The sequence below is a fragment of the Brevibacterium sp. ACRRH genome, from assembly GCF_022346365.1.
Classification (GTDB): domain Bacteria; phylum Actinomycetota; class Actinomycetes; order Actinomycetales; family Brevibacteriaceae; genus Brevibacterium; species Brevibacterium paucivorans.
This window is the reverse complement of sequence record NZ_JAKRMN010000001.1, coordinates 262770-288504: the sequence shown is the minus strand read 5'-3', so window position 1 is coordinate 288504 and position 25735 is coordinate 262770. Positions and strand designations below refer to the sequence as shown.

The 25735-nt window shown below is 57.6% G+C and carries 24 protein-coding genes and 1 tRNA gene; 11 read left to right on the top strand and 14 right to left on the bottom strand.

Annotated features, from left to right (window positions below; genetic code table 11):
* Window positions 1–116 precede the first annotated feature (116 nt).
* From MHX53_RS01325 to MHX53_RS01290, 8 genes are all read left to right on the top strand, one after another.
* The gene (locus MHX53_RS01325) at window positions 117–875 is read left to right on the top strand and encodes a response regulator transcription factor (RefSeq protein ID WP_239270971.1); all 759 of its coding nucleotides are present in this window, start codon (window positions 117–119) and stop codon (window positions 873–875) included.
* 95 nt (window positions 876–970) lie between these two features.
* Window positions 971–2629, top strand: a complete 1659-nt coding sequence (locus MHX53_RS01320) for a HAMP domain-containing sensor histidine kinase (protein WP_239271120.1) — start codon at window positions 971–973, stop codon at window positions 2627–2629.
* Window positions 2626–3990 (top strand): trypsin-like peptidase domain-containing protein, encoded by a 1365-nt coding sequence (locus MHX53_RS01315; protein WP_239270970.1) that lies wholly within the window; start codon window positions 2626–2628, stop codon window positions 3988–3990. The genes MHX53_RS01320 and MHX53_RS01315 overlap by 4 nt, the downstream gene beginning before the upstream one ends.
* Before the next feature lie 164 nt (window positions 3991–4154).
* Window positions 4155–4445 carry a WXG100 family type VII secretion target gene (locus tag MHX53_RS01310; RefSeq protein WP_239270969.1) on the top strand — a complete coding sequence of 97 codons (291 nt, stop codon included), beginning with the start codon at window positions 4155–4157 and terminating at the stop codon, window positions 4443–4445.
* Window positions 4446–4579: 134 nt separating this feature from the next.
* A complete protein-coding gene (locus tag MHX53_RS01305) occupies window positions 4580–5347 on the top strand; it encodes a PspA/IM30 family protein (protein ID WP_102239080.1) in 768 nt (255 codons plus the stop codon).
* Window positions 5344–5628 (top strand): hypothetical protein, encoded by a 285-nt coding sequence (locus MHX53_RS01300; RefSeq protein WP_204514899.1) that lies wholly within the window; start codon window positions 5344–5346, stop codon window positions 5626–5628. The genes MHX53_RS01305 and MHX53_RS01300 overlap by 4 nt, the downstream gene beginning before the upstream one ends.
* 22 nt (window positions 5629–5650) lie before the next feature.
* Entirely contained in the window at window positions 5651–6565 is a 915-nt protein-coding gene (gene htpX, locus MHX53_RS01295) for a zinc metalloprotease HtpX (protein ID WP_239270968.1), read from the top strand.
* 41 nt (window positions 6566–6606) lie between these two features.
* Window positions 6607–7185 (top strand): hypothetical protein, encoded by a 579-nt coding sequence (locus MHX53_RS01290; protein WP_102239077.1) that lies wholly within the window; start codon window positions 6607–6609, stop codon window positions 7183–7185.
* Here MHX53_RS01290 and MHX53_RS01285 read toward each other — a convergent pair.
* From MHX53_RS01285 to MHX53_RS01250, 8 genes are all read right to left on the bottom strand, one after another.
* Window positions 7182–7397: an RNA-binding S4 domain-containing protein gene (locus MHX53_RS01285; protein WP_102239076.1), complete on the bottom strand. Its 216-nt coding sequence runs from the start codon at window positions 7395–7397 to the stop codon at window positions 7182–7184. The genes MHX53_RS01290 and MHX53_RS01285 overlap by 4 nt on opposite strands.
* Complete coding sequence (locus MHX53_RS01280; RefSeq protein WP_239270967.1) at window positions 7397–8194, bottom strand: hypothetical protein; 798 nt, start codon at window positions 8192–8194, stop codon at window positions 7397–7399. The genes MHX53_RS01285 and MHX53_RS01280 overlap by 1 nt, the downstream gene beginning before the upstream one ends.
* Before the next feature lie 146 nt (window positions 8195–8340).
* Window positions 8341–9093, bottom strand: coding sequence for a sulfite exporter TauE/SafE family protein (locus tag MHX53_RS01275; RefSeq protein ID WP_239270966.1), 753 nt, complete (start codon window positions 9091–9093; stop codon window positions 8341–8343).
* Between the two features lie 71 nt (window positions 9094–9164).
* Window positions 9165–10793: a chaperonin GroEL gene (gene groL, locus MHX53_RS01270; protein ID WP_204514903.1), complete on the bottom strand. Its 1629-nt coding sequence runs from the start codon at window positions 10791–10793 to the stop codon at window positions 9165–9167.
* Between the two features lie 205 nt (window positions 10794–10998).
* Window positions 10999–11202, bottom strand: a complete 204-nt coding sequence (locus tag MHX53_RS01265) for a cold shock domain-containing protein (RefSeq protein WP_204516058.1) — start codon at window positions 11200–11202, stop codon at window positions 10999–11001.
* 279 nt (window positions 11203–11481) lie between these two features.
* The gene (locus MHX53_RS01260; RefSeq protein ID WP_239270965.1) at window positions 11482–12357 is read right to left on the bottom strand and encodes a LytR C-terminal domain-containing protein; all 876 of its coding nucleotides are present in this window, start codon (window positions 12355–12357) and stop codon (window positions 11482–11484) included.
* 84 nt (window positions 12358–12441) lie between these two features.
* Complete coding sequence (locus tag MHX53_RS01255; RefSeq protein ID WP_102239070.1) at window positions 12442–12693, bottom strand: DUF3263 domain-containing protein; 252 nt, start codon at window positions 12691–12693, stop codon at window positions 12442–12444.
* 160 nt (window positions 12694–12853) lie between these two features.
* Complete coding sequence (locus MHX53_RS01250; protein WP_239270964.1) at window positions 12854–14320, bottom strand: aldehyde dehydrogenase family protein; 1467 nt, start codon at window positions 14318–14320, stop codon at window positions 12854–12856.
* 131 nt (window positions 14321–14451) lie between these two features.
* Here MHX53_RS01250 and MHX53_RS01245 point away from each other — a divergent pair, with 131 nt between their 5' ends.
* Window positions 14452–15129 (top strand): uracil-DNA glycosylase, encoded by a 678-nt coding sequence (locus MHX53_RS01245; RefSeq protein ID WP_239270963.1) that lies wholly within the window; start codon window positions 14452–14454, stop codon window positions 15127–15129.
* On the opposite strand, the gene MHX53_RS01240 is transcribed toward MHX53_RS01245, so the two are convergent.
* Window positions 15056–16654 (bottom strand): threonine/serine exporter family protein, encoded by a 1599-nt coding sequence (locus tag MHX53_RS01240; protein ID WP_239270962.1) that lies wholly within the window; start codon window positions 16652–16654, stop codon window positions 15056–15058. The genes MHX53_RS01245 and MHX53_RS01240 overlap by 74 nt on opposite strands.
* Before the next feature lie 244 nt (window positions 16655–16898).
* On the opposite strand from MHX53_RS01240, the gene MHX53_RS01235 reads away from it, so the two are divergent.
* On the top strand, window positions 16899–17765 hold the full coding sequence (locus MHX53_RS01235) for an SGNH/GDSL hydrolase family protein (RefSeq protein ID WP_239270961.1): 867 nt from the start codon (window positions 16899–16901) through the stop codon (window positions 17763–17765).
* 28 nt (window positions 17766–17793) lie between these two features.
* Here MHX53_RS01235 and MHX53_RS01230 read toward each other — a convergent pair whose 3' ends face one another.
* From MHX53_RS01230 to MHX53_RS01210, 5 genes are all read right to left on the bottom strand, one after another.
* Window positions 17794–19245 carry an NCS2 family permease gene (locus MHX53_RS01230; RefSeq protein ID WP_239270960.1) on the bottom strand — a complete coding sequence of 484 codons (1452 nt, stop codon included), beginning with the start codon at window positions 19243–19245 and terminating at the stop codon, window positions 17794–17796.
* 50 nt (window positions 19246–19295) lie between these two features.
* Window positions 19296–20336: an SPFH domain-containing protein gene (locus MHX53_RS01225; protein WP_239271119.1), complete on the bottom strand. Its 1041-nt coding sequence runs from the start codon at window positions 20334–20336 to the stop codon at window positions 19296–19298.
* A gap of 172 nt (window positions 20337–20508) precedes the next feature.
* Window positions 20509–20582 (bottom strand) — tRNA-Thr (locus tag MHX53_RS01220).
* An 83-nt stretch (window positions 20583–20665) separates the two neighbouring features.
* Complete coding sequence (locus MHX53_RS01215) at window positions 20666–21553, bottom strand: thioredoxin domain-containing protein (protein ID WP_239270959.1); 888 nt, start codon at window positions 21551–21553, stop codon at window positions 20666–20668.
* A gap of 80 nt (window positions 21554–21633) precedes the next feature.
* Window positions 21634–23400, bottom strand: coding sequence for a serine/threonine-protein kinase (locus tag MHX53_RS01210; RefSeq protein WP_239270958.1), 1767 nt, complete (start codon window positions 23398–23400; stop codon window positions 21634–21636).
* Between the two features lie 61 nt (window positions 23401–23461).
* Between MHX53_RS01210 and MHX53_RS01205 the strand changes: the two genes are divergently transcribed.
* Complete coding sequence (locus MHX53_RS01205; RefSeq protein ID WP_239270957.1) at window positions 23462–25735, top strand: bifunctional alpha,alpha-trehalose-phosphate synthase (UDP-forming)/trehalose-phosphatase; 2274 nt, start codon at window positions 23462–23464, stop codon at window positions 25733–25735.

Below are 25735 nucleotides of genomic sequence, written 5' to 3'. Positions count from 1 at the left end.
GCTATTTATGCGGTCAAGAGTGTCTCGCAACAGCGCCAAACGGAATGTGATGAACCGCACATTCATATGCAGGTTAAATCCAGGAAACGTCCAGAATCAAAGCGCACACTGGAATCATGACTACTCAGCACGACAACACCGACGTCGAAGCTACCCTGCTCGTCGTTGACGACGAACCAAACATTCGCGAACTTCTTTCCACCAGCCTGCGCTTTGCAGGCTTTGACGTTGTCTCAGCCGCCAACGGCGCCGACGCCTTGCGCCTGGCCGAGCAGAACGACCCGGACCTTTTGGTCCTCGACGTCATGCTCCCCGACATGGACGGGTTCACTGTCACACGCCGTTTGCGCCAAGCAGGCAAGCACATGCCTGTAGTGTTCCTGACCGCTCGCGACGACACCTCGGACAAGATCACTGGCCTCACGGTTGGTGGCGATGACTACGTCACCAAACCTTTCAGCCTTGAAGAGGTCGTTGCGCGTATCCGTGCTGTTCTTCGCCGCACGCACGCACTCGACGAAGAAGACGACGCTGTTCTCAACGCTGGAGACCTCGAACTCGACGACGACACGCACGAAGTACGTCGCGCAGGCATCTACATCGACCTCTCCCCCACCGAATTCAAGCTGTTGCGTTACCTCATGCTCAACGCCAACCGCGTACTGTCCAAGTCACAGATCCTGGACCACGTGTGGGAATACGACTTCGGCGGAGACACCGGTATCGTCGAGTCCTACATTTCGTACCTGCGTCGCAAAATCGACGTTGCTCCAGAAACGGACGAAGCTGGCAACCCCATTGAGATGGAATGGACCCCCATGATCCAAACCAAGCGCGGGGTCGGCTACATGCTTCGGACACCCGAATCTAAGTAAACGTGGTTCCGTCTCTCACGGCACGCCACAGCAACTCGGGCAAAGCGCCTCTCTGGGACAGTTGGTCTCTCACCACCAAACTGCTCACCATCATGATGACCCTCATGACTCTGGTTCTGACCGGAACCGGGGCGTGGACCCTAGAAAACCTGCGCGCCAGCCTGATTGAACGCACAGATGAGAGGCTCGTCAACGCCTCGCAGGCACTCGCTATTCAAGCGGCTGAACAGGTGTTGACGCCCTCTCCTATTAAGCCTCGGTCAGAAACGAGCGAATCCGTTCGCAAACTTTTGCCCGGTAGCTACTATGTGCAGTTCTTTACCCAAGGCGGCCAGGAAATCGGCTCGCCTCTGGCACCTTCTGAAACCAATGTGCCAATCTTGCCCACAATCGATGAGCAAAAAGTCAGCGATATGCAGGGGCAGCCGTTTAGCGTGCCGGGCACCAAATCACAGTGGCGAGTCCTAGCTCTGCATGTCCAGGACTCCGACATTGTGGTCGCAATTGGCGTGCCGTTCGACCGCGATATTGACGGCATTAGCGAGTACACCCAGAACACGATTGTGGGCATCGGAATGCTGGCGCTGGCGATCGTGGCGGGCGTGGGTTATTTCGCCATCACCAACACGTTCCGTCCCCTGAAAGAGATTGAAGAAACGGCCTCTCGGATCGCTGACGGGGATCTCTCGCAACGTGTTCCTGAGTACCCTCGCAACACCGAGGTGGGGCGCCTTTCCGCTGCCCTGAACACCATGCTGGGGCACATTGAGGATTCGTTCGACAGTCGACGTCGAAGCGAAAACCGGATTCGTCAGTTCGTGTCAGATGCCTCCCACGAACTGCGGACTCCACTTGTCACCATTCGCGGGTACGCCGAACTGTACCGGCAAGGCGCAGTTAAGGACCCCGAAATGGTTGGCCAGGCAATGAGCCGAATCGAAGCCGAAGCCAAACGCATGGGAGTCCTCGTTGAAGACTTGGTCACTTTGGCCCGCCTCGACGAAAGGCGACAGGTCGAGACCGGTTGGATCGACCTCGGCGCCGTTGTCCGCGACGCGGCTGCCGACGCAGCCGCACAAGCACCCGACCGCGACATCAGTTTCATCGCCCTGGACGGCACTGATGCTAAACCCGTTCCAAGAATCTACGGAGCGGAGTCGAAAATCCGCCAGGTCATCGTCAACCTCGCAGGCAACGCTGTCCGCCACACGCCAGCAGGTACCGCAATCGAGTTTGCCGTGGGCACCGTGGGTGTCCCCGTTCGCGACACTGGCTCCGAGAACGACAGGGTTGGCAAGGAAAAAGTTGGCAAGGACAAAGCTGGCAAAGACAAAGGTGGGAAGGACAAACCTACCCAGCTCGCCCGCACAAAGTCGCTCACCAGTCGCATTCTCAAGCGCGAACCTCTCACCGAACAGTCCAACCACGCAATTACCCCTGACGTCAACACCATGGGCGTACAGGTGTCGGACAGTTACAAGGGCTTCCCCGCAGGCCGGGTTAGGTTTGAGGTCCGCGACCACGGTGACGGAATCGACCCTGAGGACGTCCCACGCATTTTTGAACGCTTCTACCGCCTCGACGCGTCGCGAACACGTGACACGGGAGGCTCCGGCCTAGGGCTCTCGATTGTCAAAGCAATTGTCGAGTCGCACCACGGAAAAATTTCCGTACAGCCCACACCAGGAGGTGGCGCAACGTTCCGCGTCGACCTGCCCATCCCGCCGGAAGAACCCAGAAAGGAACAACAGTGAGTAACAACCCGTTCGGTCCAGGGTCAGGCCCTGACGATCAATCGTTCCCTCGCACGTTTCCACCGGCGGAACAACAACCACAGCAACCCGCCCAACCCCAGCAGCCCATGGCACCTCAGCAGAATTCGGGATACGGGAACAACGGCTACCAAAACTCATTTGGCTCAGCCCCCGCACCCGACCACACGCCAACGGCCGTGACACCCCAACCTGGGGCCACCTCGGCACCCAAAGAACGCAAGGGGCCATCATGGGGCGGCGTCATTGCGATCGCAACGGTCGCGGCCCTTCTCGCCGGCGGAATAGGAGCCGGCGCCACCTTTGCCCTGCAGTCGCTACAGAACTCTTCTTCTGCACAAGAGACCTCGACTGCAGACGAGAAGATCAAGACCGCCGACGTCCCCGACTGGGCCACCATCGCCTCCGACGCGGCCAAGAGCGTGGTCGCCATCCAGGTGGGGCGCGACGGAAAAGTAGGCGAACTTGGGTCCGGGTTCGTGTACAAGAACAAGGACAGCGACAGCCTGTTTATCGTCACCAACAACCACGTGGTTGCAAGCGGGGATTCCGCCGGCGGCGAGGTCAAAGCTGTCTTCCGAAGTGGCGCCACCGTGGCTACCGAAATTGTTGGCCGCGACCCGGAAACTGACGTCGCCGTTTTGAAAATGAAGGATGTCCCCCGAGGTGTCGACGCTCTTCCCGTGGGTAACTCGGATGCTCTTAAAGTGGGCGAGCCCGTCATGGCATTGGGTAACCCGCTGGGATTGGCCGACACCGTGACAACAGGGATCGTTTCCGCGCTGAACCGCCCTGTTGCCACGTCAAACCCAGGCAAGAGCGACCAGCCGGAAGTCGCTACGATCACCAACGCGATCCAAACCGACGCGGCGATCAACCCCGGTAACTCCGGTGGCCCGCTGGTGAACGGGGCCGGGAAAGTGATTGGGGTCAACAGCTCTGCGGCCGCGCTGCCAGGCACTGCCGAGAGCGGTCAGGCTGGTTCGATCGGTATCGGGTTCGCCATTCCGATTGCGCAGGCGACATGGATTGCCGACCAGCTCATTGATACTGGGCAGGCAAAGCACGCGTATCTGGGCGTGAAGATCGTCTCTGGAGACGTCTCCAGAAGTGGTGTGACGGTTGGTTCAGCTGTCGTTGACGATGTGGAAAACGGTTCGCCAGCTGACCAAGGTGGTCTCAACAAGGGCGATCACATCGTGGCGTTTAACGACACCCCCGTGAATGGAGCTGTGAGCCTCCAAGCTCTCACGCGTTCAAAGAAGGAGGGTGACACGGTCAAACTCACAGTCGTCCGAGGTGGTCAACCCACCGACCTGAACGTCACCCTGGCCGCCAAATAGGTGGAGGAACTCTGTGGATGACGGTAGCCACTGCGTGGCTTCCGTCCTGTGGACGTGGGACAGTTTTCCACAAGCGCTGTTTTGCCTGTTTCATTTGCGCCCGTAGGCATGCACTGTGAGAACACATCAACTCAAACGATGTGATATCTCCAGAAAGGAACGCAATGTCATACTTCGAAGTCGATTCAGAGCGCGTCATCTCCGCGGCCAGCATGGCCAACAAGAGCGTCGAAACTCTCAGTACAGAAACTGACGCGTTGATGTCCCAGCTAAACTCCCTTGCCGACAGCTGGAAAGGTGGCGCAGCGCAGAACTTCCAAACGGTTGCAAACGAATGGGAAGGCGTCCAGCGGCGCGTTCACGAATCTCTTGGAAAGATCCGCGACGCATTGCAGACAGCAGGAACCCAGTACTCAGATGTTGAGAACTCCAACATGAGAATGTTCAGCGCGTAGCCCGCATATGTCCGCGAGTGGCATGTCTCTGTGGTCGTCTCACTAAAGAAATTCACAGCGGAACACAGTAGTGTTAGGTGTGGACGTATCGACCAAATGAACGGTCAAGTAGGTGACCAAGGAGACATCCGCTCATGAGCATCTTTAAGCGCATCGCCATGCTTTTCGGCGCAAAAGCCAACAAGGCTTTGGACAAGGCCGAAAACCCCAACGAAACCCTCGACTACTCGTACCAAAAACAGCTCGAACTGCTTCAGAAGGTTCGTCGCGGTGTAGCTGATGTGGCGACAAGCCGTAAACGTTTGGAACTCCAGATTGGCCAGCTCGAACAGCAGCAGGACAAACTGCAGGGTCAGGCGCAGAAGGCAATGGAAATGGGTCGTGAAGACCTTGCTCGTGAAGCTTTGACGCGCAAGTCGGGCCTCAACCAGCAAATCGCAGACCTGCAGGCTCAGCACCAGAACCTGCAGGCTGAAGAACAGAAGCTCGTCAACGCGTCGCAGCGTCTGCAGAGCAAGGTTGAGTCCTTCCGCACTCGCAAAGAAACCATCAAGGCGAACTACAACGCTGCCGAGGCTCAGAGCAAGATCGGTGAGGCGTTCAGTGGCATCTCCGAAGAGTTCGGCGATGTGGGACTGGCAGTTCAGCGCGCCGAAGACAAGACTGCTGCCTTGCAGGCTCGTGCTGGAGCCGTTGACGAACTGATCGCCAGTGGTGCTCTCGAAGACGTCTCCGCAGGGCCCAACGACGACATCGACCGCCAGCTCGCTCAGTTGTCGAGCGACTCCGATGTTGAAACTGAGCTCGCTCGCATGCGTGACTCACTGCCCGCTTCCAACAACGCGGCACGCCCACAGTTGGAAGAAGCACAGGACGCACAGGTCGAGGGAGAACAGAAGTGATCATTCGTGTAATGGGCGAAGGCCAGTTCAATGTGGCCGACGTCGATGAAGACCAGCTTCAAACATATGACAACGAAGTAGAGAAAGCAGTCGCCGACAAGGACCTCGAACACGTCCAGGATGCACTTACGCGCCTGCGTGACTTCGTTCTGGAACACGCCACACCAGTAGACGAAGACTACCTGGGACCGTCAGATATCGTGATTCCTTTCGCTGACTCAAACCTTGAAGAGATCGATGAACTGCTGACTGGCGAAGGGTTCATCCCAGACCTCTCATAAAACCACATAAAAGGAGGCTCCCGTGTCTGCGCGTGGGCGCTTTGTCAAAGACCATGGCCTGAACTTCCGAATGAGCATGGCCCTGTTCCTCAACGGGCTGATTTACGTCATTCTGATTTTGGGTATCTGGTTCGTGCTGGGGCGTAGCCCAGCAGGTGTTGCAATCGCCCTCGTGATTAGCGTGGGAGCTTTCTTTTTCCAGTGGTACTTCTCCGACTCTCTCGCGCTCCGCGCTATGCGCGCACGGGTGGTCTCCGAGCAGGAAGCACCGGAGCTTCACGCAATCGTCGACCGCTTGTGCCAACTTGCAGACTCCCCCAAACCACGTGTGGCATATTCGACTTCACCTGTACCAAACGCCTTCGCGACAGGACGTTCCCCGCACCGTTCCGTGGTCTGTGTGACGCAAGGGTTATTGCAAACACTTGAACCCAAAGAAGTCGAAGTTGTCCTCGCCCACGAACTCTCCCACGTTGCGCACCGAGACGTCACAGTCATGACAATCGCAGGTGTTTCCGGTGTCGTTGCGGGGCTCATGGTTCGCATGGGCTACTACACGCGCTACCGCGGTTCAAGCAATAACAACAACGGCGCCTTGGTGTTGCTTGGACTCATGGCGGTAGGCGCCATCGTATACGTGCTCAGCTTCTTCTTGATTCGCGTTCTTTCCCGCTATCGTGAGCTCGCAGCCGACCGCGCGGCCGCTCTTCTCACCGGCGCCCCCTCGACTCTCGCCTCGGCCCTGACAAAACTCAGCGGACAAATGACCAACGTTCCCACGCAAGACCTGCGTGCGCAGGGGGCCGCAAACCACTTGGCATTCCTGCCCGCGGTCAACGGAAAGTCAGTCAAACAACTGTTCTCAACCCACCCGTCGTTGGAAAAGCGCCTCGAACAGTTGAGCAAGATTTCGACGCAACTGTCGCGTCCGCAGTAGACCTGACACACACTCAATGGCAACGATGACGAAGGCACAGAATGGGATTCTTTGACGCGCTCATGGGTCGTAGCAAGCCCAAGAAACCAAAACTCGACAACCTTTTTGCAGTTCCCGGCGCAACCCTCACGCTCGAGGTGGCAACTGATTTCACGCCCACGGGAGTTGCCGCGGTTGCCTTCCGCGCCATGGAGGGTGCCGCGATTGCTCAGGCCGAGCGCGAAAGTGTCGATCTCATCAAGATGGACGACGCAACCAGTGTTCGACAAGAATCCGACGAGTTCGGATATACGTGGCAAGTCATCCGCGACCAAGACAAAGACATGTCACGGCTCATGACAAACGTACACGCGATTAACTCGGCGCTCGAAAACCAGGGCTTCGGGCCCATGCTCTTGTGCTCTGCCACGTACTTCCGTGACTCAAAAGGGCAAAATGCCGCCATCGTGTACCTGTATAAGCGCGGGACCTTCTACCCGTTCGTTCAAACGGGGAAGAACACACGCGACACGTCAGTGGAGTTCAACCTCAAAGCCGCTATCGGCGCCGACCTCCCCATGGAAGATGACACGTCCAAGTGGTCACCCCTGTGGGACGCCCCCGGCATGACGGACCGTTAGCCGCGACCTGAAATTTCGAACTCAACCCCAGCGACACTCACCACATCGCCGATCCGCAGGGTGGCACCTCGGCGGGTATCAACCTGACCATTCACGGTCACTTCCCCACCCTGGATCATCTCTTTAGCCATGAAGCCGTCTTCGGCTACACCGTGAAGTTTGAGAGCTTGGCCAAGCTTGATTGTTTCGTCGCGAATTTCGAGTTTTTCCATCAGAAGTCGAACCCACCAAAGTCTCCGCCACCAAAGTCACCACCGAAGTCTCCCCCGCCGAAGTCGCCACCGGCGTCCCCGTTCAAAGCGTCGTGGTGTCCGTCCGCGTACGAGCCGTCAAAATTGTGCGCGCCACCAAACATCATGGCACCCATGAGCATGCCCGGAAGCAACCCGGAACCTGCGTAAGAATTGAAGTACCCCCGGTTATACGCGGCGTACGAAGGTCCGGCTTCCCAGTAGTTCCGGCGCGTGTAGCCGTCCACTGTAGTGACCTTGCGGGCGGCGGGTTCTGCACCCACGGCAACACGTTCCGCATCCGCTGCGCACACCGGAATCGGCCGAGGTTGCCCTCCCACGGGCGCCCAATCGACGTTTTCGACACTGGGGCCGTGTTGCGGGTTAAAAAAGCACGGCGGGGTTCGAGTGGGTAGGGGCTTCCCGTCAACGCGAGCCCGGACACAACTGGCCGCATACCGGCCGTCCTCCAGGGCCTCCGTGACATGTTTAATGGCTTCCGGGTCTTTGACCCGCTCCAAGGTTTCCTTTGCCGTTTCATACGCATTCAGAGCACGCTGGTAGTCCTGACGACCACCTTCGTTCAGCTCAACACCTGCAGTAATGGTGTCCAAGTACGCGACTTCCTCGCCAAACTCAGTCACATCTTCGTGAGCGGTTTTCTTCACTGCTTCCAAGGCTGCCTGCGCACGAGCCTGTTCCTGTTGTTTATTTGATCGGTGAATCATAAACGCGCCCACGAACGTCACCGCGAGCAAAACAAGAAACACGTAAAGCATTCAAACCCTTTCAGGGGATGAGACCTTAATTGAGTGCCACTATTATCGCGAATCACTCTGAGCACAAGCTGAGTTCTACCAGGTGTTTCACCACTATTTGAGCGGGCAAGAGGTATGCGAGCGACGCCTTTGCCCGCGCGTACTTTCTAACTTGTGAGTTCAGCGCAGCCCTTGATGATGGTGAGAACGCCACCCAGCATTGCTAAAGACAACATGACCACACGGGAAAACTGCACCGGAACCTTACGCGAACCGAAATCACCGACCACCTGGCCAACTAACAACGCGGCAACCACGGCGAGCCACACCTCGGGAGCCAACTGCGGCCACGCCGACTCCTCCAAAACCATTTTGCTCGCAACCGACGCCATCCCAATCGTGATGAAGACCGGCTGGATGGACGCAGCAAAAGCGATCTGTTGCCACCGTGTAAGCACCGCGTAGGAACTCAAGAACGGCCCGCCCATGCCGGCCGACGCGTTCATCACACCCGCACCGGCACCAAACAGGAAGGCGTTTCGCGAACAAAACTTGATGGGGTCGAAGATTCGGCTCAGATACAGCGACGTCGCAAGTGAGCCCACAATCAACACACCGATGAACACGTGGAGCCAGGAGCTGGGCATACTGTTTGCGAGCAAGGCACCCGGGAACGTACCAGCAAGAGCGCCCGCTATGAGCACACCCGACTGCTTCCAGTGGACATTTCGCCACGTTCGAGCGAACACAATGACGGACGACAACGCGCCCAAGATATTCACCAGCACAACGCCCGGAATTGGGGCGAGAACAAGAACAATGAATGGCCCCGAAACCAACGCAAACCCCATGCCTGCCATCCGCTGTAAGAGCGCGCCCACAAAGGCGGTGCTACAGATCACAAGAACGGCAAGAGTCATTCGCCCACTGTAACCCAATGTGGCCCTCTACCGAACGGTAGAGGGCCACATCTGAGACGAGCGGTTACGGACTAGAAGTCCATGCCACCCATACCACCAGTTGGGTCAGCAGGAGCCGCAGGTGCAGGCTCAGGCTTGTCAGCCACAACTGCTTCGGTGGTGAGGAACAAACCTGCAATCGATGCAGCGTTCTGCAGTGCTGAACGCGTCACCTTAACAGGGTCGTTAATTCCTTCAGCAAGCAGGTCGACGTATTCGCCGGTTGCTGCGTTCAGGCCGTGGCCGTCTTCCAGACCGCGGACCTTTTCAGCTACGACGCCAGGCTCCAGACCTGCGTTCGTTGCGATCTGCTTGAGAGGCGCGTCGATCGCGACCTTCACAATGTTGGCACCGGTTGCTTCGTCACCTTCAAGCGAGAGGGTGTCGAATGCCTTCTTGCCTGCCTGGATCAGAGCAACACCACCACCGGCGACGATACCTTCGTCAACGGCTGCCTTAGCGTTGCGGACAGCGTCCTCAATACGGTGCTTCCGTTCCTTGAGCTCAACCTCGGTAGCAGCACCAGCCTTGATGACTGCGACACCACCAGCGAGCTTCGCCAGACGCTCCTGGAGCTTCTCGCGGTCGTAGTCGGAGTCGGAGTTTTCGATCTCCTGGCGGATCTGAGCTACGCGACCCGCAATCTCGTCGGAGTCTCCAGCACCTTCCACGATCGTGGTTTCGTCCTTGGTGACAACAACCTTGCGTGCGGTACCCAGAAGGTCCAGGGTCGCGTTCTCGAGCTTGAGGCCAACTTCTTCCGCGATGACCTGACCACCGGTGAGGATCGCGATGTCAGCCAGCTGAGCCTTACGGCGGTCACCAAAGCCAGGAGCCTTAACAGCAACCGATTTGAAGGTTCCGCGGATCTTGTTGACAACCAGAACTGCGAGTGCTTCACCTTCAACGTCTTCTGCGATGATCAGAAGAGGCTTACCGGACTGCTGGATCTTCTCCAGAACCGGCAGAAGGTCCTTCACGTTCGAGATCTTGGAGTTGACGATCAGGATGTATGGGTCTTCGAGAACCGTTTCCTGACGCTCGGCGTCGGTGACGAAGTATCCGGAGATGTAGCCCTTGTCGAAGCGCATACCTTCAGTGAGCTCAAGCTCAAGACCAAAGGTGTTGGATTCTTCAACGGTGACAACGCCTTCTTTACCGACCTTGTCGATAGCTTCGGCGATCAGTTCACCAATTGCAGGGTCACCAGCCGAAATACCAGCGGTAGCAGCGATCTGCTCCTTGGTTTCGACGTCCTTAGCGGTTTCGAGAAGAACCTTGGTGACTGCTTCGACAGCCTTTTCGATTCCGCGCTTGAGGCTCAGTGGGTCAGCACCGGCTGCAACGTTACGCAGACCTTCACGCACCAGAGCCTGAGCGAGAACCGTAGCGGTAGTCGTACCGTCACCAGCGATGTCGTCAGTCTTCTTCGCTACTTCCTTAACCAGCTCGGCGCCGATCTTTTCGTAAGCGTCTTCGAGCTCGATTTCCTTAGCAATGGAGACACCGTCGTTGGTAATCGTCGGTGCGCCCCACTTCTTTTCCAGCACAACGTTGCGACCGCGAGGTCCCAGCGTCACCTTGACTGCATCAGCCAGGGTGTTCAAACCAGTCTCGAGGCCACGACGAGCTTCTTCGTCAAATGCAATGAGCTTTGCCATAGTGGCGAGCATCCTCCCTGTGCGGGTGGCTTATGTTCACGTCATACAGAGCCCGCGACGGCGGGGTTTATCTAACCGATTCCCTTCTTCGGTTTAACAAACCCTCATCTGCACTCAGTGCTTGCCACGTCTAGATTTAGCACTCTCCACCATCGAGTGCAAATGCAGAACGCCTGAGGCGCCCGAAAGTCTATGAAAATCGCGTTTAGAGGGGCGTAACAGCTTCAGCCTGCGGGCCCTTGTCACCCTGTCCTACATTGAACTCAACCTGCTGCCCTTCTTGCAGTGAACGGTATCCATCCATCTGGATCTCCGAGTAGTGCACGAAGATGTCTTGGTCGCTGTCGTCAACGGTGATAAACCCGTAGCCCTTTTCAGCGTTGAACCACTTGACCGTTCCCTGCGTCATTGTCATCTCCAACTGTGTATTGCTTCGTTACGTACGTGTAGCACTCCCGATACTACAGAGGTTTAACCAATGTTTTTGCAGGTCGCAGCGTATGTATGCCCTGTTAGCTCCACACATTCGCACCCATATATCCAAAGGAAATATCGACAAAAACGCAAAACAACACAAAGGCCCTAATTTTTTACGCAGATGCGACACGTAGCGTCGATCCTCGTAGGAAAATGCACAGAAAAAATTTTTCAACACGGCGTGTGCAATAACCGAACATGCTCCACTTGTTTATTCGCTAACGCCGACTTCTTCACCAGACGGGTCACCAGCGCCGCCGTCGGATCCACCATCAGACCCATCGCCAGCGTCGCTCCCATCACCGCCACCACCGTCGGATCCACCACCGGACTGGTCACCAGCTCCACCGTCAGAGCCGTCAGATTGGTCGCTTCCTCCACCACCGGACTCACGACCAGCCCCACCGGACCTGTCGCCAGTACGACCACCGGAGTCGCGACCAGACCCGCTACGGGATTTGCCGCCAGAGCGATCACCAGAGTCGCGACCAGCCCCACCGGACCTGTCGCCAGAACGACCGCTGGATCCACTTCCCGACCCGCCACCTGTGCGACTATTGGCCACCCCATCAGTGTCTTCACCGGCGCCCTCGCCAGATCCACTACTAGCCTCGTCAGAGGGCTCTTCCGAACCCGCGTTCTTGGCAATATCCGAGTTCAGCAACAGCGTGATGTCCGTGCTGTATTCGGAGCTGGACTCGACTTCTTCTACTCCGATGAGTTCGGCCAGCTCTTTGGCTTCTTCCTCAAAATCGTCCGCGTAGTACACCACCGACGTCGACGAAGCTGACCGTCCAGGCTCCGTCTTGACATCCTTCCACCCGGCGTCTTCGATCTTCTTTGCGATCTCTTTTTCAGCACCAGTCACACCAGATGCGTTGAGCACCTGCACAGTACCCGAGTGCTCCTTGACATCGACCGTAGTTTCGGTAGGTGCCGGTGTTTCGGTTTCACTGTTTGCAGGCTCAGCCGTCTGCTCCTCCGGATCAACCGCAGAAGAACCGATAATCCGAACAGCGCCGATCACGAGTACAAGAGCGACGACCGCCAGAACGGCAATAAGCGAAATCGCCGCCGTCTGACTCATACCACTCGATTGGCGACGGTGCGCTCCCTTTCGCCCCGAAGGAACGATGGAGTCGAATTCGTCTCGTGGGTACTTTGTCATGTTCTAACGGGCCATCCTCTGTGCTCGATCACGCTGGCGTCCGTCGCGGATTCGACGGAGACGTTTGATCAAAATAGGGTCTTGCTCATACGCGTGCGGGTTATCCAAAAGTGAGTTCAGAATCTGGAAGTATCCGGTAGAGCTCATGTTGAACTGTTCTCGGATCGCGTGCTCCTTAACACCACCCAGAGTGTGCCACTGCCGCTCGAATTCGAGCACCTTCTGCTCGAGCTCACTAAGCTTCTCAGACTCCATGTCACCTTCCTTCACTGCGCGCTATTCTACCCACCATTGACCGGCACGCATTTCAGACACTTCGAGGGAAGAAGAAACGGGAGTGCTATGCACTCCCGTTTCTGTCTCGCCGAGGTCGTTCTCACCCACCATTGGCACAGTGAGTGTCCGCGGGTGAAGTTCAGCGAATCGCTACGTTGATCTGCTTGATCTGGGTGAAGCCTTCAAGCATTCCCTCTAGCGAAGCCTCGCGTCCAAATCCAGAGGTCTTCATACCACCGTAGGACTGACCGACCTGCTGGCCACCACCCTGGTTGACCTGGACCCAACCGGATTCAATTGCGTTAGCTACGCGCAACGCACGGTCGATGTCCTTGGTGAACACGTATGCTGCAAGTCCGTAGTCGGAGTCGTTTGCCATAGCAATGACTTCTTCTTCGGTTTCGAATCGGATGACCGAAAGAACCGGGCCAAAAATCTCTTCGCGGCTGGTCTGCCAGTCGTTCTTGGCGTTCGCGAACACAACAGGTGCGTGGTAGAAACCAGGCTCACCAGCCTCCAAAGAGTCGCTGCCGTCATATGCGACGTCCACACCCTCCATAGAGCGACCGATTTCAATGTACTGCGCGATCTGGTCATACTGCTTTTCGTTGATCACACATCCGATGTCGGACGACTCGTCACGTGGGTCACCGACCTTCATGCCCTTGATGCGTTCAACGAGCTTGCCCAAGAATTCGTCGTAGATGTCTGCGTGGATGAACAGACGCGAGCCCATGGTGCAAGACTGCCCCTGACGTGCAAAACGTGTCGACAGCAATACCTGATCCAGAACCTCGTCCGACAGTGCGTCGGGGAACACGATGTTGGGGCTCTTACCGCCCAACTCCATAGACGAGTGAGCGAGCCGGGAGCCTGCCACCTCGGCAACATGGCGACCCACACCAGTGGAACCGGTGAAGGACACCTTGTCGACGTCAGGGTGTTGCGTGAGCGCTTCACCAATGACCGACCCCTTACCCGTAACAACGTTGAGAACACCAGCTGGGAGGATGTCGCCGATCACCTGAGCCATCCGCAGAATAGTCAGTGGGGCGTCTTCTGCACACTTAAGAACAATCGTGTTTCCAGCAGCCAAAGCTGCGGGGGTTTTGAACGCGGCGATCATGAGTGGCGAGTTCCACGGAAGAATACCGGCAACAACACCGAGTGGCACACGCTTGGTGAACTGTAACTGGTCTGGCCCCGTTGGCAGGGTGTTGCCTTTCACTTCGCCTGCAACTCCACCAAAGTAGCGGAACAGGTCCACGAGGATGTTGGTTTCCGGGCGGGCCTGCGTGCGAACCGCATTACCGGTGTCCAGGGCAGTGAGCTGAGCAAGGTCCTCCGACGCTTCTTCCAGTGCATCGGCACACTGGGTGAGCAACTTCTGGCGTTCCTTGAAGTGCAACTGTGACCATGCGGGGAACGCGGCGCGGGCTGCTTTGACCGCCACATCAGCGTCTTCAGCTTTTCCGCTAGGAACGGTTGCAATGACCTGGTTGCGGTCAATGGGGGTGATGACGTTTGAACGGCTTCCGTCAACCGCTTCAACCCATTCGCCACCAATGAACATCTGCCAGTCTTGTGCCTGAGGGAAATCAGCCATGTCGATCCTTTCGTTGGATAAACCTCCCAGCCAGCATAGCGACACTGAGTGACGCGCGACACATCAGCCCGCGATCTTCACACACGCAAAATTTGCACACGGGCTGTGCGCCCTGCATTAGGCTCGAGAATATGGCTCTGACTGACATCATGGCCCCCGACTGGGCCCACGCAATGGAACCTGTAGCAGACAAGATCGCCCGCATGGGCGACTTCTTGCGCACTGAGATCGCCCAAGACCGTGGCTATCTGCCCGCCGGGAACGCGGTTTTCCGTGCCTTTGAAGAGCCCCTGGCCAACGTCAAGGTTCTCATTGTGGGACAAGACCCCTACCCCACAGTTGGCCACCCCATTGGACTGTCGTTCGCCGTCGACCCGCACGTCCGCCCTCTCCCCCGCTCCCTCGCCAACATTTACCGCGAACTGTACGACGACCTCGGCGTTGAACCTGCCCAACACGGAGACCTGCAAGCGTGGCAGCGCCAAGGCGTTATGCTCCTCAACCGGGTTCTCACCGTTTCGCCAGGAGCCCCAGGGTCGCACAGGGGCGCGGGCTGGGAGGACATCACTGATCACGCAATCCGGGTATTGGCTCGCCGAGGTGGTCCGCTGGTTGCGATCTTGTGGGGCCGGCAGGCGCAGTCTCTGGCTCGCGAATTAGGGGACGTGCCCACCATCGAGTCGGCGCACCCGTCACCTTTGTCGGCTTCCCGCGGGTTCTTTGGGTCGCGGCCGTTCAGTCGAGCGAATCAGATTCTTCAGGATCAGGGTTCTGAGCCTGTTGTTTGGCGTTTACCCGACGCTTCATAAACGGGCGCACAATAAAGTCACCCAGGATTGCTCCCACACCAATAGCAGCGTTAGCAGTCAGGGCTGCGAACAGGGCAGACAGACCGTTTGCAAGGCTCACGAATTCTTCCGGTTCAACGATTTTGTACACCGACGAGAAGATCGACAGACCTTGGAGGAGCGGGAAAATGGTGGGGATCATGAGCACGATGACCGGCGTGCCACGTTTAAAAGCCGCGGGGCGACACAAGAAACCCACCACGGTCGACGAAACGAAACACGCCAGAACGTTTCCTACACCCAGCACCATGAGCCCAACGAGAACCACAAAACCGATCAGCCCAATGACCCCAGCGATCATCACGGTTCGTTTGGCGGCTTGATACCCAATAGCGCCACAGGCCGCCACCAAGAACGCGGCGAACAAGGCAACGATTGTGGTCAGGGCGTCAATCCCGCTCGAGCGGACAATCACGTCAATTTCGCGCAGGTGCATAAGGCGCCCAACGTACAAGCCAAACGCAATGCCGGACACAATCCCGGCAAAGGACATAAACAGCGTGATCGACCTGCCCGCCGCCGTGAGCGGGAAGTCCGTGAGCGCATCCTGTACCGCAGACACCAATGTCACCGTGGGGAGCAGGAGCACGATTCCCCCGGCAATCATGTATTGCGGACTGGCGATCAGTCCGAACGAGTACGTGACCATCGCGACCAACGTCACCACGACCGTCTGCGCCATGATCACGAAGAATGGCGGCACGCTGACGCGGTAGAGGACCTTGCCGAACCAGTCGGACGCAATTGCGATCACAAAACCCAGAATCGAAGCTACGCCGTTTCCACCGACCAGGTTGATGAAGCACATGACAAGAACACCCCACGCCAGGGTGACGACCCATTCAGCGTACGGCCGTTTCTGCCGGCGAATCGCGTCGAGCCTGGAGCGTGCTTCGTCGTAGTCGATCTTGCCGTCGACCATGTCAGCGACGAGCGAATGAACGGAAGACAGTTTGGCGAAGTGAAGAGACAGTGCGCGCACCACACGCACAACCGTGAGGAGTTTGCCGTCGGGGTCGGAGTAGTGAACGGTGAGCGACGTAGACGTCAGGTCGACTTCGGCATTAGGAAGTCCCATGGCTGAACACGTGGCGATAACAGCGAGTTCAGTTTCGGCACTCGAGGCACCCGCGCGCAACATGATCGCCCCCAGGTCCACAGAAAGGTCCAAGATGAGGCGGGCTTCGGACTCGGTTTTTGCACGGGCTTCGACAGGCTCCTGAAAAGGGGTTCCTTTGAGCATCGCCACAATAGGAACCGGCTGAGTGGGCGGCGAAGGGTCAGAGACGATCTTCTCTACCGTGCGGCGGGCAATGTCTTCTGCGCGTTTGCGCGTGGACTTGCGTAAAGGTGCCGAGGTGGTCGCCAGGAGTTTCCTGGCCCGCGACTGACGCTTGGGTTGCGGCGCAGGTTCGGTTTTCAGCGCCGACTGAGGAAGGGCCGCACCGCGGGTTGTTGGTTGCGTTGTTGGCTTCTGCTCGCTCACGCTGACATCAAACCTTCTGCACCGTTGAAGCTCAATGAATGTAGGTGTCCCATTGTGCGCGGACGGTAAACGTTCACTGTGCTCCTTTCGTGGACGTGTGGGGTGTGTGAGCGTCTTCGCGTCAGAATCGTACACTCCTACGTTACCCGCATTCTGGGCGACTTCTACACGCACGGTGGGCATAGCGTGAAGGTCGAATGTGAGGAGGTCTGAAGGGGGCCGATTACGCCTGAAAAGTCGTATTATGAGGTCACAGTACGCACCCGATCAGGTCGAAGGAAAAATGTCAGATTCCACCCATGACGCTGAGCAACAGGAACTCGAACCACAAGCCGAACGCATCCATCGCTACGCGGCCTTAGGCGATTCGTTTACCGAAGGCCTCATGGACGGTCAAGGCGACACGTTCAAAGGGTGGGCCGACCGGTTCGCAATCGCACTGAGCGAGACTCCGCTTTCTACTCCAGAGTTGGAGTACGCGAATCTGGCGGTGCGCGGAAAGGTCCTTCACCAGGTCATCGACGAACAACTGGCGTTTGCCCTCGACACCAAGCCCGACCTGGTGTCATTCGTCGCAGGTGGAAACGACTGCATGCGGCCGGGAGCTAAGGTTGACCACCTCGCGTCGGTGATTGAGAACTCGATCATCGCCCTTCGCAGGGAAGGCATCCAGGTTCTCATGGGCAACGGGTACGACACCTCGGCGTTTTCACCTCTGTTACGCGCGCTGCGGTCACGCGTCGCCATCTACAACTCACACTTGTGGACCATTTCGCAACGCCACGGGTGCTACATGCTGGATCTGTGGGGAACGCGCCGACTCTACCGCCCGCAGATGTGGGCCCAAGACCGTATCCATTTGAGTAGCGAGGGGCACGATGTTGTCGCTGAGAAGGCATTGTCCACCCTGCTGAACCGGTCAGCCGAAAAGAGCGGTTTCAAGATCCTCAAGCAACCGGCGAAGCCCGTACGTGAAAAGCTTGCCCACGAAGCTTTGTGGGTTCGGGAACACTTTGTGCCGTGGGTGGGTAGGCGCATCCAAGGGGTGAGCTCTGGGGATTCGATCAATCCTAAATACCCTGACTACATTCCGGTCTCGCAGATCAGGTAAGCGCGGAGGCGACGCGCTTTGGTCGACCCTACGCACCACCTAGTGCGTTTTGCAGGGGTCCGGAAACGAAGTACAGAACAAACATCCCGGCAGTTAGATACATGAGCGGGTGAATGTCTTGGAACTTTCCGCGCGCCATTTTCAGCACCACGTACGTCACGAATCCGGCCCCGATCCCGTTGGTGATCGAGTACGAAAACGGCATGAGAACGATCGTGAGGAATGCTGGAATCGCGATCTCGGGGTTGGCCCAGTCGATCTTGACCACCTGTTGCATCATGAGGAATCCCACGAGGATCAAGGTGGGCGCAGCGGCTTCGGACGGGATCACTGAGGCCAGTGGCGAGAGCACGATCGTGGCCAGAAACAGCACCCCGGTCACCACGTTTGCCAGCCCGGTGCGGGCGCCGTCCCCGGCACCCACAGTTGACTCGATAAACCCGGAGTTCGCCGAGGTGGCACCCAGTCCACCTCCGATCGCGCCTGCCGCGTCGGCAATCATGATGCGCTTGGAGTGTGGAATCTGCCCGTGTTTGTCAGCGAGCCCGCTGGTGTTTGCCACGGCCATCATGGTGCCCAGCAGGTCAAAGAAGTTGGTAAGAAGCAACGTGAACACGATGAGCACGCCTGTAATAATGCCCACGGAGCTGAAGGAACCAAGCAGGTTGAAGTTACCCAAAGTCGAAAGGTCGGGAAGGCTCAGCCACTCTTGATTGAGCGTGGGAACGGTGAGCTGCCAGCCGTTGGGGTTAACCACCTCGCCGCCGGATACTTTGGGTCCGGGCTTGAAGATGGCTTCGACGATGAGGGCGAGCGCGGTGGCTCCCAGAATCGACACCAGGATCGCTGAACGTACCTTCTTGCTGTGCAGAACGAACAGCACTAAAAGGGTGGCGATGAACACCAGCATGGGCCATCCCACCAGGTAACCGTTGTTACCAAGCTCTAGAGCGTTTCCGCCTGCGTTAGCGATAAACCCTGCGTTGATCATTCCGATCAGCGCGATGAACATTCCGATACCCACCGAAATAGCGGTCTTCAGTTGATCGGGAACGGCGTTGAAGATGGCTTGTCGGAAACCGGTGAGAACTAAGATCAGAAGAATGATCCCCTCGATGACAACGAGCCCCATCGCATCGGCCCATGTCATGCCGGGAATCACGACGATTCCGAAGGTAATAAAAGCGCTCATACCCAGTGATGACGACACTGCCATGGGGAAGTTACCAATGAGCCCCATGAGGATGGTCAAAATACCGGATATGAGCGATGTGGCAGCTGCGATTGCTGCGAAATTGGGTTCGGTTCCCCCGCCTAGGAACTTGCCGGTGGAGTCGGCGGCTGCTCCGATGATGAGTGGGTTGAGCACTACGATGTAGCTCATTGCGAAGAACGTGGAGAGCCCTCCGCGCACTTCGCGGCCTACCGTTGACCCGCGAGCTGAGATCTCAAAGAATCGGTCAATCGTGTCGCGGGCCAACGTCCCTCCCAGAGTCCAGTGGAATAGTCACTGGATCAGTCTAATGTGATCTATGACCCTGGTTTGTAGGGAGGGATGTCTGGAAGGTCCTCAGAGTAGTTGTCCCACTTCTGGCGGGCTTCCTTCCGCGTCCGAGGTTTTTGCTTCTCTGCATTTTCGTTGGCTTCGCGTACTGCGTTGACCTGCAGAAGCGTGGTGCGGATTTCTTCGCTCAGGTTGCCCAACTGCCCTGGGTTGTTAGGGAGGAGGAGCACGTTGGAGCGCCCGTTGCGTGCCACGTCCTGCATGGTGTCGAAGTACTGGGTCATGAGCAGAAGTTGTTCTGCAGTCTCTTCAATACCCACCTCGCGCAGAAGTTCGTACTGTTCAGCAATACCAGTTGCAATCGCTTTACGCTGAGCTGCGATACCCACACCTTGGAGGCGCTTGGACTCAGCTTCGGCTTCTGCCTGTGTGACGAGCTTGATCTTGTCAGCTTCGGCGAGGGCCTGGGCTGCTTCGCGGTCACGCTGTGCCGCGTTAATGGAGTTCATCGAGTCACGCACACGGGAGTCTGGCGAGATGTCCGTGACCAGCGTGTTCACGATGCGGAATCCGTAACGGGCCATGGATTCGGACAGACGCTGTTCGACGCTGTAGGCAATGTCGTCTTTGGATTCGAATGCGGAGTCCAGGGTCAGAGTTGAAAGCGCTGAGCGCACGGTGTCGAACACGTACGACCGGATCTGCTCTTCTGGGTTGGCCAGGCTGTAGTAGGCATCGCGTACTGATTCGGGGCTCACCACGTATTGCACAGCTACTGGCACCATGACGAACACGTTGTCTTGGGTCTTCGTTTCAATGTTGACTTCCAGCTGCTGGACGCGCAATGAAACGGGTTTTGTTGTGGTTTCAATGAACGGCATCTTGGTGTTCAGACCTGCGTTGCACACCTTCTTGAACCGCCCAAAGCGTTCAACGATGACGGCTTCCTGGGTTCGCACGGTAAAGAAAATGCTGGTGCGTAGACCGCCAAAAAGAAGCGCCACGATAACGATAACGATAAAAAGGAAGACGACGAATACCGTTCCCAATCCTGCGAGCCACTCCATGTGATTCGGGCCTTTCATGAGCGAATGAGTTCAGTTTCTATCCTACCGATTTCGCCCTGTGACCTGGGAATAAACGTGTGCCGGTTCTGTAACGGTTCGCTTTCTGACGCCCTCATTTCACGGAATGCAAAGGCCCTTCACCAGTGAGGGTTGTCTGGTGAAGGGCCATGTGAGCCCCCTGTCGGATTCGAACCGACGACCCTCCGCTTACAAGGCGGATGCTCTGGCCAACTGAGCTAAGGAGGCGTTGCTTCAGACCTAGCTGATCTGAAGCCAGTTCAGTTTAGCCGAATTCCGGCACCAAAGTCACATTTGGTTGCCTACCCGGCTTAGTTCTTCTTTTCGCCACCGATCTGACCGGTCGCTTCAAGCAAGGTCCGTCCAAACGCTTGCGGGTTCGCCCACACTTTAGGCTCGATGTCCTTGCCGTTGACCTGGATGCGTGGGGTACCGCTCAGGTCTTTGTCCTGTGCCACCTTGGTGGACTGCTGAACGTACTTTTCAAACGATGTGTTCGTCACGCAGTCGCGCACACTTGGCTGTTCGTCAAGCGCGGTAGTCTTAGCGTCCAGATCGACTTCGGCTTTCTTGAGAATGTCGAGAATCTGGTCGTCTTCCATGCCGTTTCCGCCTTCTTCGGGCTGCTGCGCGAAGAATCCTTGCAGAACACCTACCAGTTTGTCGTCGTTCTTCGCATCCGCAGCGCACATGAACGCGTTGGCAGCGCGGGTCGAGAACTTGTTTCCGCCCGAAGCTCCGTCGAGGATCGAAACCGGGTGGTACGTAACAGTGATGTCGCCACTTTCCATGAGTTTCGCGAGGCTGGCACCGTTGGCGCCTTCAAAGTTCTTGCACGCAGGGCACTGGAAGTCCAAATACACGTCTACGTGTGCAGCGTCGTCCTTCTGTTTACCGGTGTCATATGCCGGCAGTCCCTCGGGGACGTTTTCTTTATCCGACGGGTGAGCAACGGCGACGTCGCCGTTGTCGCCCTTCGCCAAAGTAATTCCACCATTGACCATGGAGACCGGACCAACCGCAGGACGCGATGACTGAACGATCAGCACAACAATCACTGCAATAACAGCGATAACGACGATGCCGATCCCCGACCACAGGATGGTCTTGGCACGCTTTTCTCTGTTGGCCTGAGCTTGCGCAATCTGACGAGCTTTTTCACGCGCAGCTTGCCTGCGTTCAACTTGGTCTTTGGCCATTTTTCCTCTTCTACGGTTTCACCCAAGAGCACTCGCTTGCTCGTGGGCACATTATCACAACGGTTGAAGACACAACTTCCCTATGCGTCATTTACCGGCAAAAGCTCAAACGGGCTGTCTTGCACCGGCCACCAGGTCACTCCGACCCCACTGGCAACCGTCAGCAACGCCAGTATCGCGAGCACGCTCGCCAAGCCGATTGCACACCAATGCCCCACTGCCGACTTACCAACTGCCACTGCCGCAATCTGGCGCGAACCTCGGCGCAGATTCGACGAAGTGGGGCCAAACCACATGACAACCGCGCCAGCGCTCGCGGCAGCGATCAGCGCGGTCTCCTCGGCGTACCCTCGTGGCACGATCCCGGCGACGTCCAACCACATCATGAGCGCCACGGCGCATGCCGCAATGAGCGGCAAAATGAGCCCCACGGCCGTCAAAAGCCCCGCAGTCAGAAGTGCAACAGGCGTGCGTGCCACAGTGCCGGATGCGCTCGCCTTTCCGGTTGCCATGATTCGATCGCGGTGACTTTTCACCATGGTTCCTACCGTCCGCGCAAGAACTTGCCACACAATTACCACACCCAAAGTGATCATCGGTGCCAGTGCGGTGAGCGCGATCGACAACAATACGAGCGCAAGCACAGTCAAGGCCGACAGCTTCGACGCCCAGGCAGGGGGTCCCAGCACCGCCGGCTGTTCGTAGTGGTTTTGCGAACTGTATTGGGGGTGCGGGGTCCCAACAGGCGCAGACGCGTAGGCCGGTTGCTGAGTGAAATCCTGCGGGGGTGGCTGAATGTTGGCCGGCGGTACGTGTTGCTGAACCGGGTGGCCTCCCGGCCGTGGGCTCCCCATGAGTCCCATGGCAGAATGACGGTCCTGGCTGTGTGCGCCGAGGTCGTTGTTTGGCAACGCGGGCCCGTTGTCGAACGCTGGTTGTCCGGCAAAACCCGCGTTTGCGTCCGGTGGCGCTGGAATTGCGGGCCCACCCACCATGGTGTCGCCGAGGTTGGGAGCAGGTGGTGGCGCTGGAACGGCACCGCCCAGACTTGGCATCTGGCCAGACTCGATCTCAACGAGTGCTTCCAAAATCATTTGACCAGAAGGACGGCGTTCCGGTTTAGGGTCCAGGCATGCCCTCAGAAGGGGAACGAAGCGTTCGGGAACACCTTGCAGATTGGCTCGCCCTGAGGCGACACGAGCAATTACAGCTTCGATTCCGCCCGCCCCATACGGGTTGTGCCCCGTTGCCGCAAACGCCATGGTGGCGGCCCATCCCCACCAGTCAGTCTTTTCGTTGGACTGTTTTCCGTCCACAATTTCAGGGCTCAAGTATCCCGGAGTTCCCATGACCAGGCCGGTAACTGTGACCTTGACTTCGTCGGCTGCCTGCGCAATACCAAAGTCGATCACCATGGGCTCGCCGTCCATGATCATCACGTTTGCTGGTTTGAGGTCACGGTGAACAACACCGGCGTTGTGAACTGCTGTCAGCGCGTCCAAAAGTGCGTGGCCAAAGTGGACGAGTTCGTCTTCTGCAAACGGGCCGTTTTCACGTACGTCATCGGAAAGCGTGAGGCCATCGACGAATTCGGTCACCACATACGGGGTATCGGTTTCGAGTTCCGCATCGAGGACTGCGGCAATGCGTGGGTGTTGAATGCGTCGAAGGGTTCGCACCTCACGCGCTAGGCGCATCCGCGCTGTTTGATCATTGGCGATAGAAGGGTGCAACACCTTGACGGCTACGGGTTTGTTGTTCGGGTCCACCGCCAGGTAGACCACACCCATGCCGCCTGAACCAAGTTCTTCTATGAGGCGATAATTGCCCAACTGTTCAACAGCCATCCGTACCAGCCTATGCCAACACCTTAAAATATGTTTTGAGCGTACTTTCCGAAAGGGACACATGAAACGGTTAGCTGAGGGTAAGTATCAATCGAAGCGGATCGATCCGCCACAGTCGGGCCCCGATTTTGTCGTCATTGCCAACCGTCTTCCGGTTGACCGGGACACCTCGGTCGACCCACCTGCTTGGCGTACCTCCCCCGGCGGTCTCGTCACAGCCCTTGACCCCGTCATGTCACGCACGGACGGCGCGTGGGTCGGTTGGACAGGTCAGCCAGATGAAGAACTCGAACCTTTTGATAAAGACGGTATCCACATCGTGCCCGTCACTCTTTCAGCAACTGAAGTCCGCCGTTATTACGAAGGTTTCTCTAACGCCACACTGTGGCCCCTGTTTCACGACGTGATTGTGCCTCCTGAATACCACCGCACATGGTGGGACGCGTACCGCGAAGTCAACGAACGGTTCGCCCACCGCGCAGCTGAGGTCGCAGCCGAAGGAGCCACCGTATGGGTCAACGACTACCAGTTACTCTTAGTCCCTCTTCTCTTGAGAGCTAAGCGCCCGGACCTCAAGATCGGGTTCTTCAACCACATACCGTTTCCTGCATGGGAACTTTTTTCACAGTTACCGTGGCGTGTAGAAATTCTGACCGGTCTCCAAGGTGCTGACCTGATCGGGTTCCAGCGTCCCTCCGATGCCGCGAACTTCCGCTCCGCTGTACGCATTCTCTGCGGTACTTCCACGCGCGCGGAGCGACTCACCGTGCCAGCTCAGGACGACCTCGGCGTTCCAGGACACACGTCGATTGCCCGACACTTCCCTATCTCTGTCGACACGGAGTCCCTCCAAGAACTTGCGGCGGATCCCCACATCATTGAGCGTGCTGCCCAAATCAGACGTGACCTGGGCAACCCGGAAATTCTCATGCTCGGAGTGGACCGGCTCGATTACACAAAGGGAATCAGACACCGCATTAAAGCGTTCGAAGAACTCCTTCGCGACAAACGCCTCAACCCGGAGTCCGTGACACTGGTTCAAGTTGCCACGCCCAGTCGTGAACGCGTAGAGCAGTACAAGCAGATTCGCCACGACGTCGAATTGGCCGTGGGCCGAATCAACGGAGAATTTTCCGACCTCAACAACCAAGTGGTCCACTACCTGCACCACTCGTATCCGCGCGACCAAATGGTTGCCCTGTTCCTCGCCGCCGACGTGTGCCTGGTGACAGCCCTGCGCGACGGCATGAACCTGGTCGCAAAAGAATATGTCGCGTGCAGGCTCGACGACACGGGTGCGCTCGTCTTAAGCGAGTTCACGGGTGCTGCCGACCAACTGACCCAAGCTCTCAAGGTGAATCCGCACGACATCGACAACATGAAAAACACCATCATGCGCGCGTGCGAACTGTCGGCCAAGGAACAGCGCCACCGCATGCGCCTCATGCGTAAGCGCTTAGAAAAGGACACCGTGCATGTGTGGTCGCGTAGTTTCCTCGACGCGCTCGACGACGCGGCCGCCCACCGCGCCCACGGGCTCCCCCACGACCTGCAAGACGCCCTGAACCGGCTGGCCCAAGCGCCGCAGTTGACCGTTGCGTTGGATTTTGACGGGGTTCTGGCCCCGCTTGTCGACGACCCCTACACGTCCGCTCCCCTGCCGGGTTCCGCCGCCGAGGTGAGGGCCCTGTCTGCCATGAACGGAACCCGGGTGGCACTGGTGTCGGGGCGGAATTTGGAGAACCTGTTCAACGTGTACGAACCACCCACCGGAACGCTCATGTACGGTTCTCACGGGTCCGAAACTGCCCACGTTCTGCCTGGTAAGCGTGGAATGGAAGCCACACAGGTGAACCTTACGGACGCTGAAGAAGCGACGCTCACCGACTTGGAAAACTACGTGAAGGAGTTTGAAGAGAAGTTCGCTGACTCTGGCGCGTGGATCGAACGCAAACCGTTTGGTCGCACATTCCACTGGCGAACCGTACAACCCGAGTTCCGCGAAAACGTTCTGGCCCACGTCCAAGAGGCCCAAGAACGCTTCAGCCACGTGCGGCAAGTCAGTGGTCACGACATTCTGGAGCTCACTGTCCGCCACGTCACCAAAGGGGACGCTGTCAACGAATTAACCACCTCGTCGCCGGAAATCCTGTACGTTGGTGACGACGTCACGGACGAAGACGCGTTCGCCGCACTTGCGCAGAACCCCAACGCGGTCACGGTCAAGGTAGGCGACGGGGAAACGCGCGCTACCTACCGCGTGAGTTCACCGGCCGATGTCACCGACCTGTTGTTCCACCTGCGAGTAGCCCGCGCACAACATCAAGCTCAGTAG

Coding starts and splice junctions, on each gene's coding strand:
- MHX53_RS01325 (WP_239270971.1), top strand. CDS start 117: ATGACTACTCAGCACGACAACACCGACGTCGAAGCTACCCTGCTCGTC.
- MHX53_RS01320 (WP_239271120.1), top strand. CDS start 971: ATGACCCTCATGACTCTGGTTCTGACCGGAACCGGGGCGTGGACCCTA.
- MHX53_RS01310 (WP_239270969.1), top strand. CDS start 4,155: ATGTCATACTTCGAAGTCGATTCAGAGCGCGTCATCTCCGCGGCCAGC.
- MHX53_RS01305 (WP_102239080.1), top strand. CDS start 4,580: ATGAGCATCTTTAAGCGCATCGCCATGCTTTTCGGCGCAAAAGCCAAC.
- MHX53_RS01290 (WP_102239077.1), top strand. CDS start 6,607: ATGGGATTCTTTGACGCGCTCATGGGTCGTAGCAAGCCCAAGAAACCA.
- MHX53_RS01285 (WP_102239076.1), bottom strand. CDS start 7,397: ATGGAAAAACTCGAAATTCGCGACGAAACAATCAAGCTTGGCCAAGCT.
- MHX53_RS01280 (WP_239270967.1), bottom strand. CDS start 8,194: ATGCTTTACGTGTTTCTTGTTTTGCTCGCGGTGACGTTCGTGGGCGCG.
- MHX53_RS01275 (WP_239270966.1), bottom strand. CDS start 9,093: ATGACTCTTGCCGTTCTTGTGATCTGTAGCACCGCCTTTGTGGGCGCG.
- groL (WP_204514903.1), bottom strand. CDS start 10,793: ATGGCAAAGCTCATTGCATTTGACGAAGAAGCTCGTCGTGGCCTCGAG.
- MHX53_RS01265 (WP_204516058.1), bottom strand. CDS start 11,202: ATGACGCAGGGAACGGTCAAGTGGTTCAACGCTGAAAAGGGCTACGGG.
- MHX53_RS01260 (WP_239270965.1), bottom strand. CDS start 12,357: ATGAGTCAGACGGCGGCGATTTCGCTTATTGCCGTTCTGGCGGTCGTC.
- MHX53_RS01255 (WP_102239070.1), bottom strand. CDS start 12,693: ATGGAGTCTGAGAAGCTTAGTGAGCTCGAGCAGAAGGTGCTCGAATTC.
- MHX53_RS01250 (WP_239270964.1), bottom strand. CDS start 14,320: ATGGCTGATTTCCCTCAGGCACAAGACTGGCAGATGTTCATTGGTGGC.
- MHX53_RS01245 (WP_239270963.1), top strand. CDS start 14,452: ATGGCTCTGACTGACATCATGGCCCCCGACTGGGCCCACGCAATGGAA.
- MHX53_RS01235 (WP_239270961.1), top strand. CDS start 16,899: ATGAGGTCACAGTACGCACCCGATCAGGTCGAAGGAAAAATGTCAGAT.
- MHX53_RS01225 (WP_239271119.1), bottom strand. CDS start 20,336: ATGGAGTGGCTCGCAGGATTGGGAACGGTATTCGTCGTCTTCCTTTTT.
- MHX53_RS01215 (WP_239270959.1), bottom strand. CDS start 21,553: ATGGCCAAAGACCAAGTTGAACGCAGGCAAGCTGCGCGTGAAAAAGCT.
- MHX53_RS01210 (WP_239270958.1), bottom strand. CDS start 23,400: ATGGCTGTTGAACAGTTGGGCAATTATCGCCTCATAGAAGAACTTGGT.
- MHX53_RS01205 (WP_239270957.1), top strand. CDS start 23,462: ATGAAACGGTTAGCTGAGGGTAAGTATCAATCGAAGCGGATCGATCCG.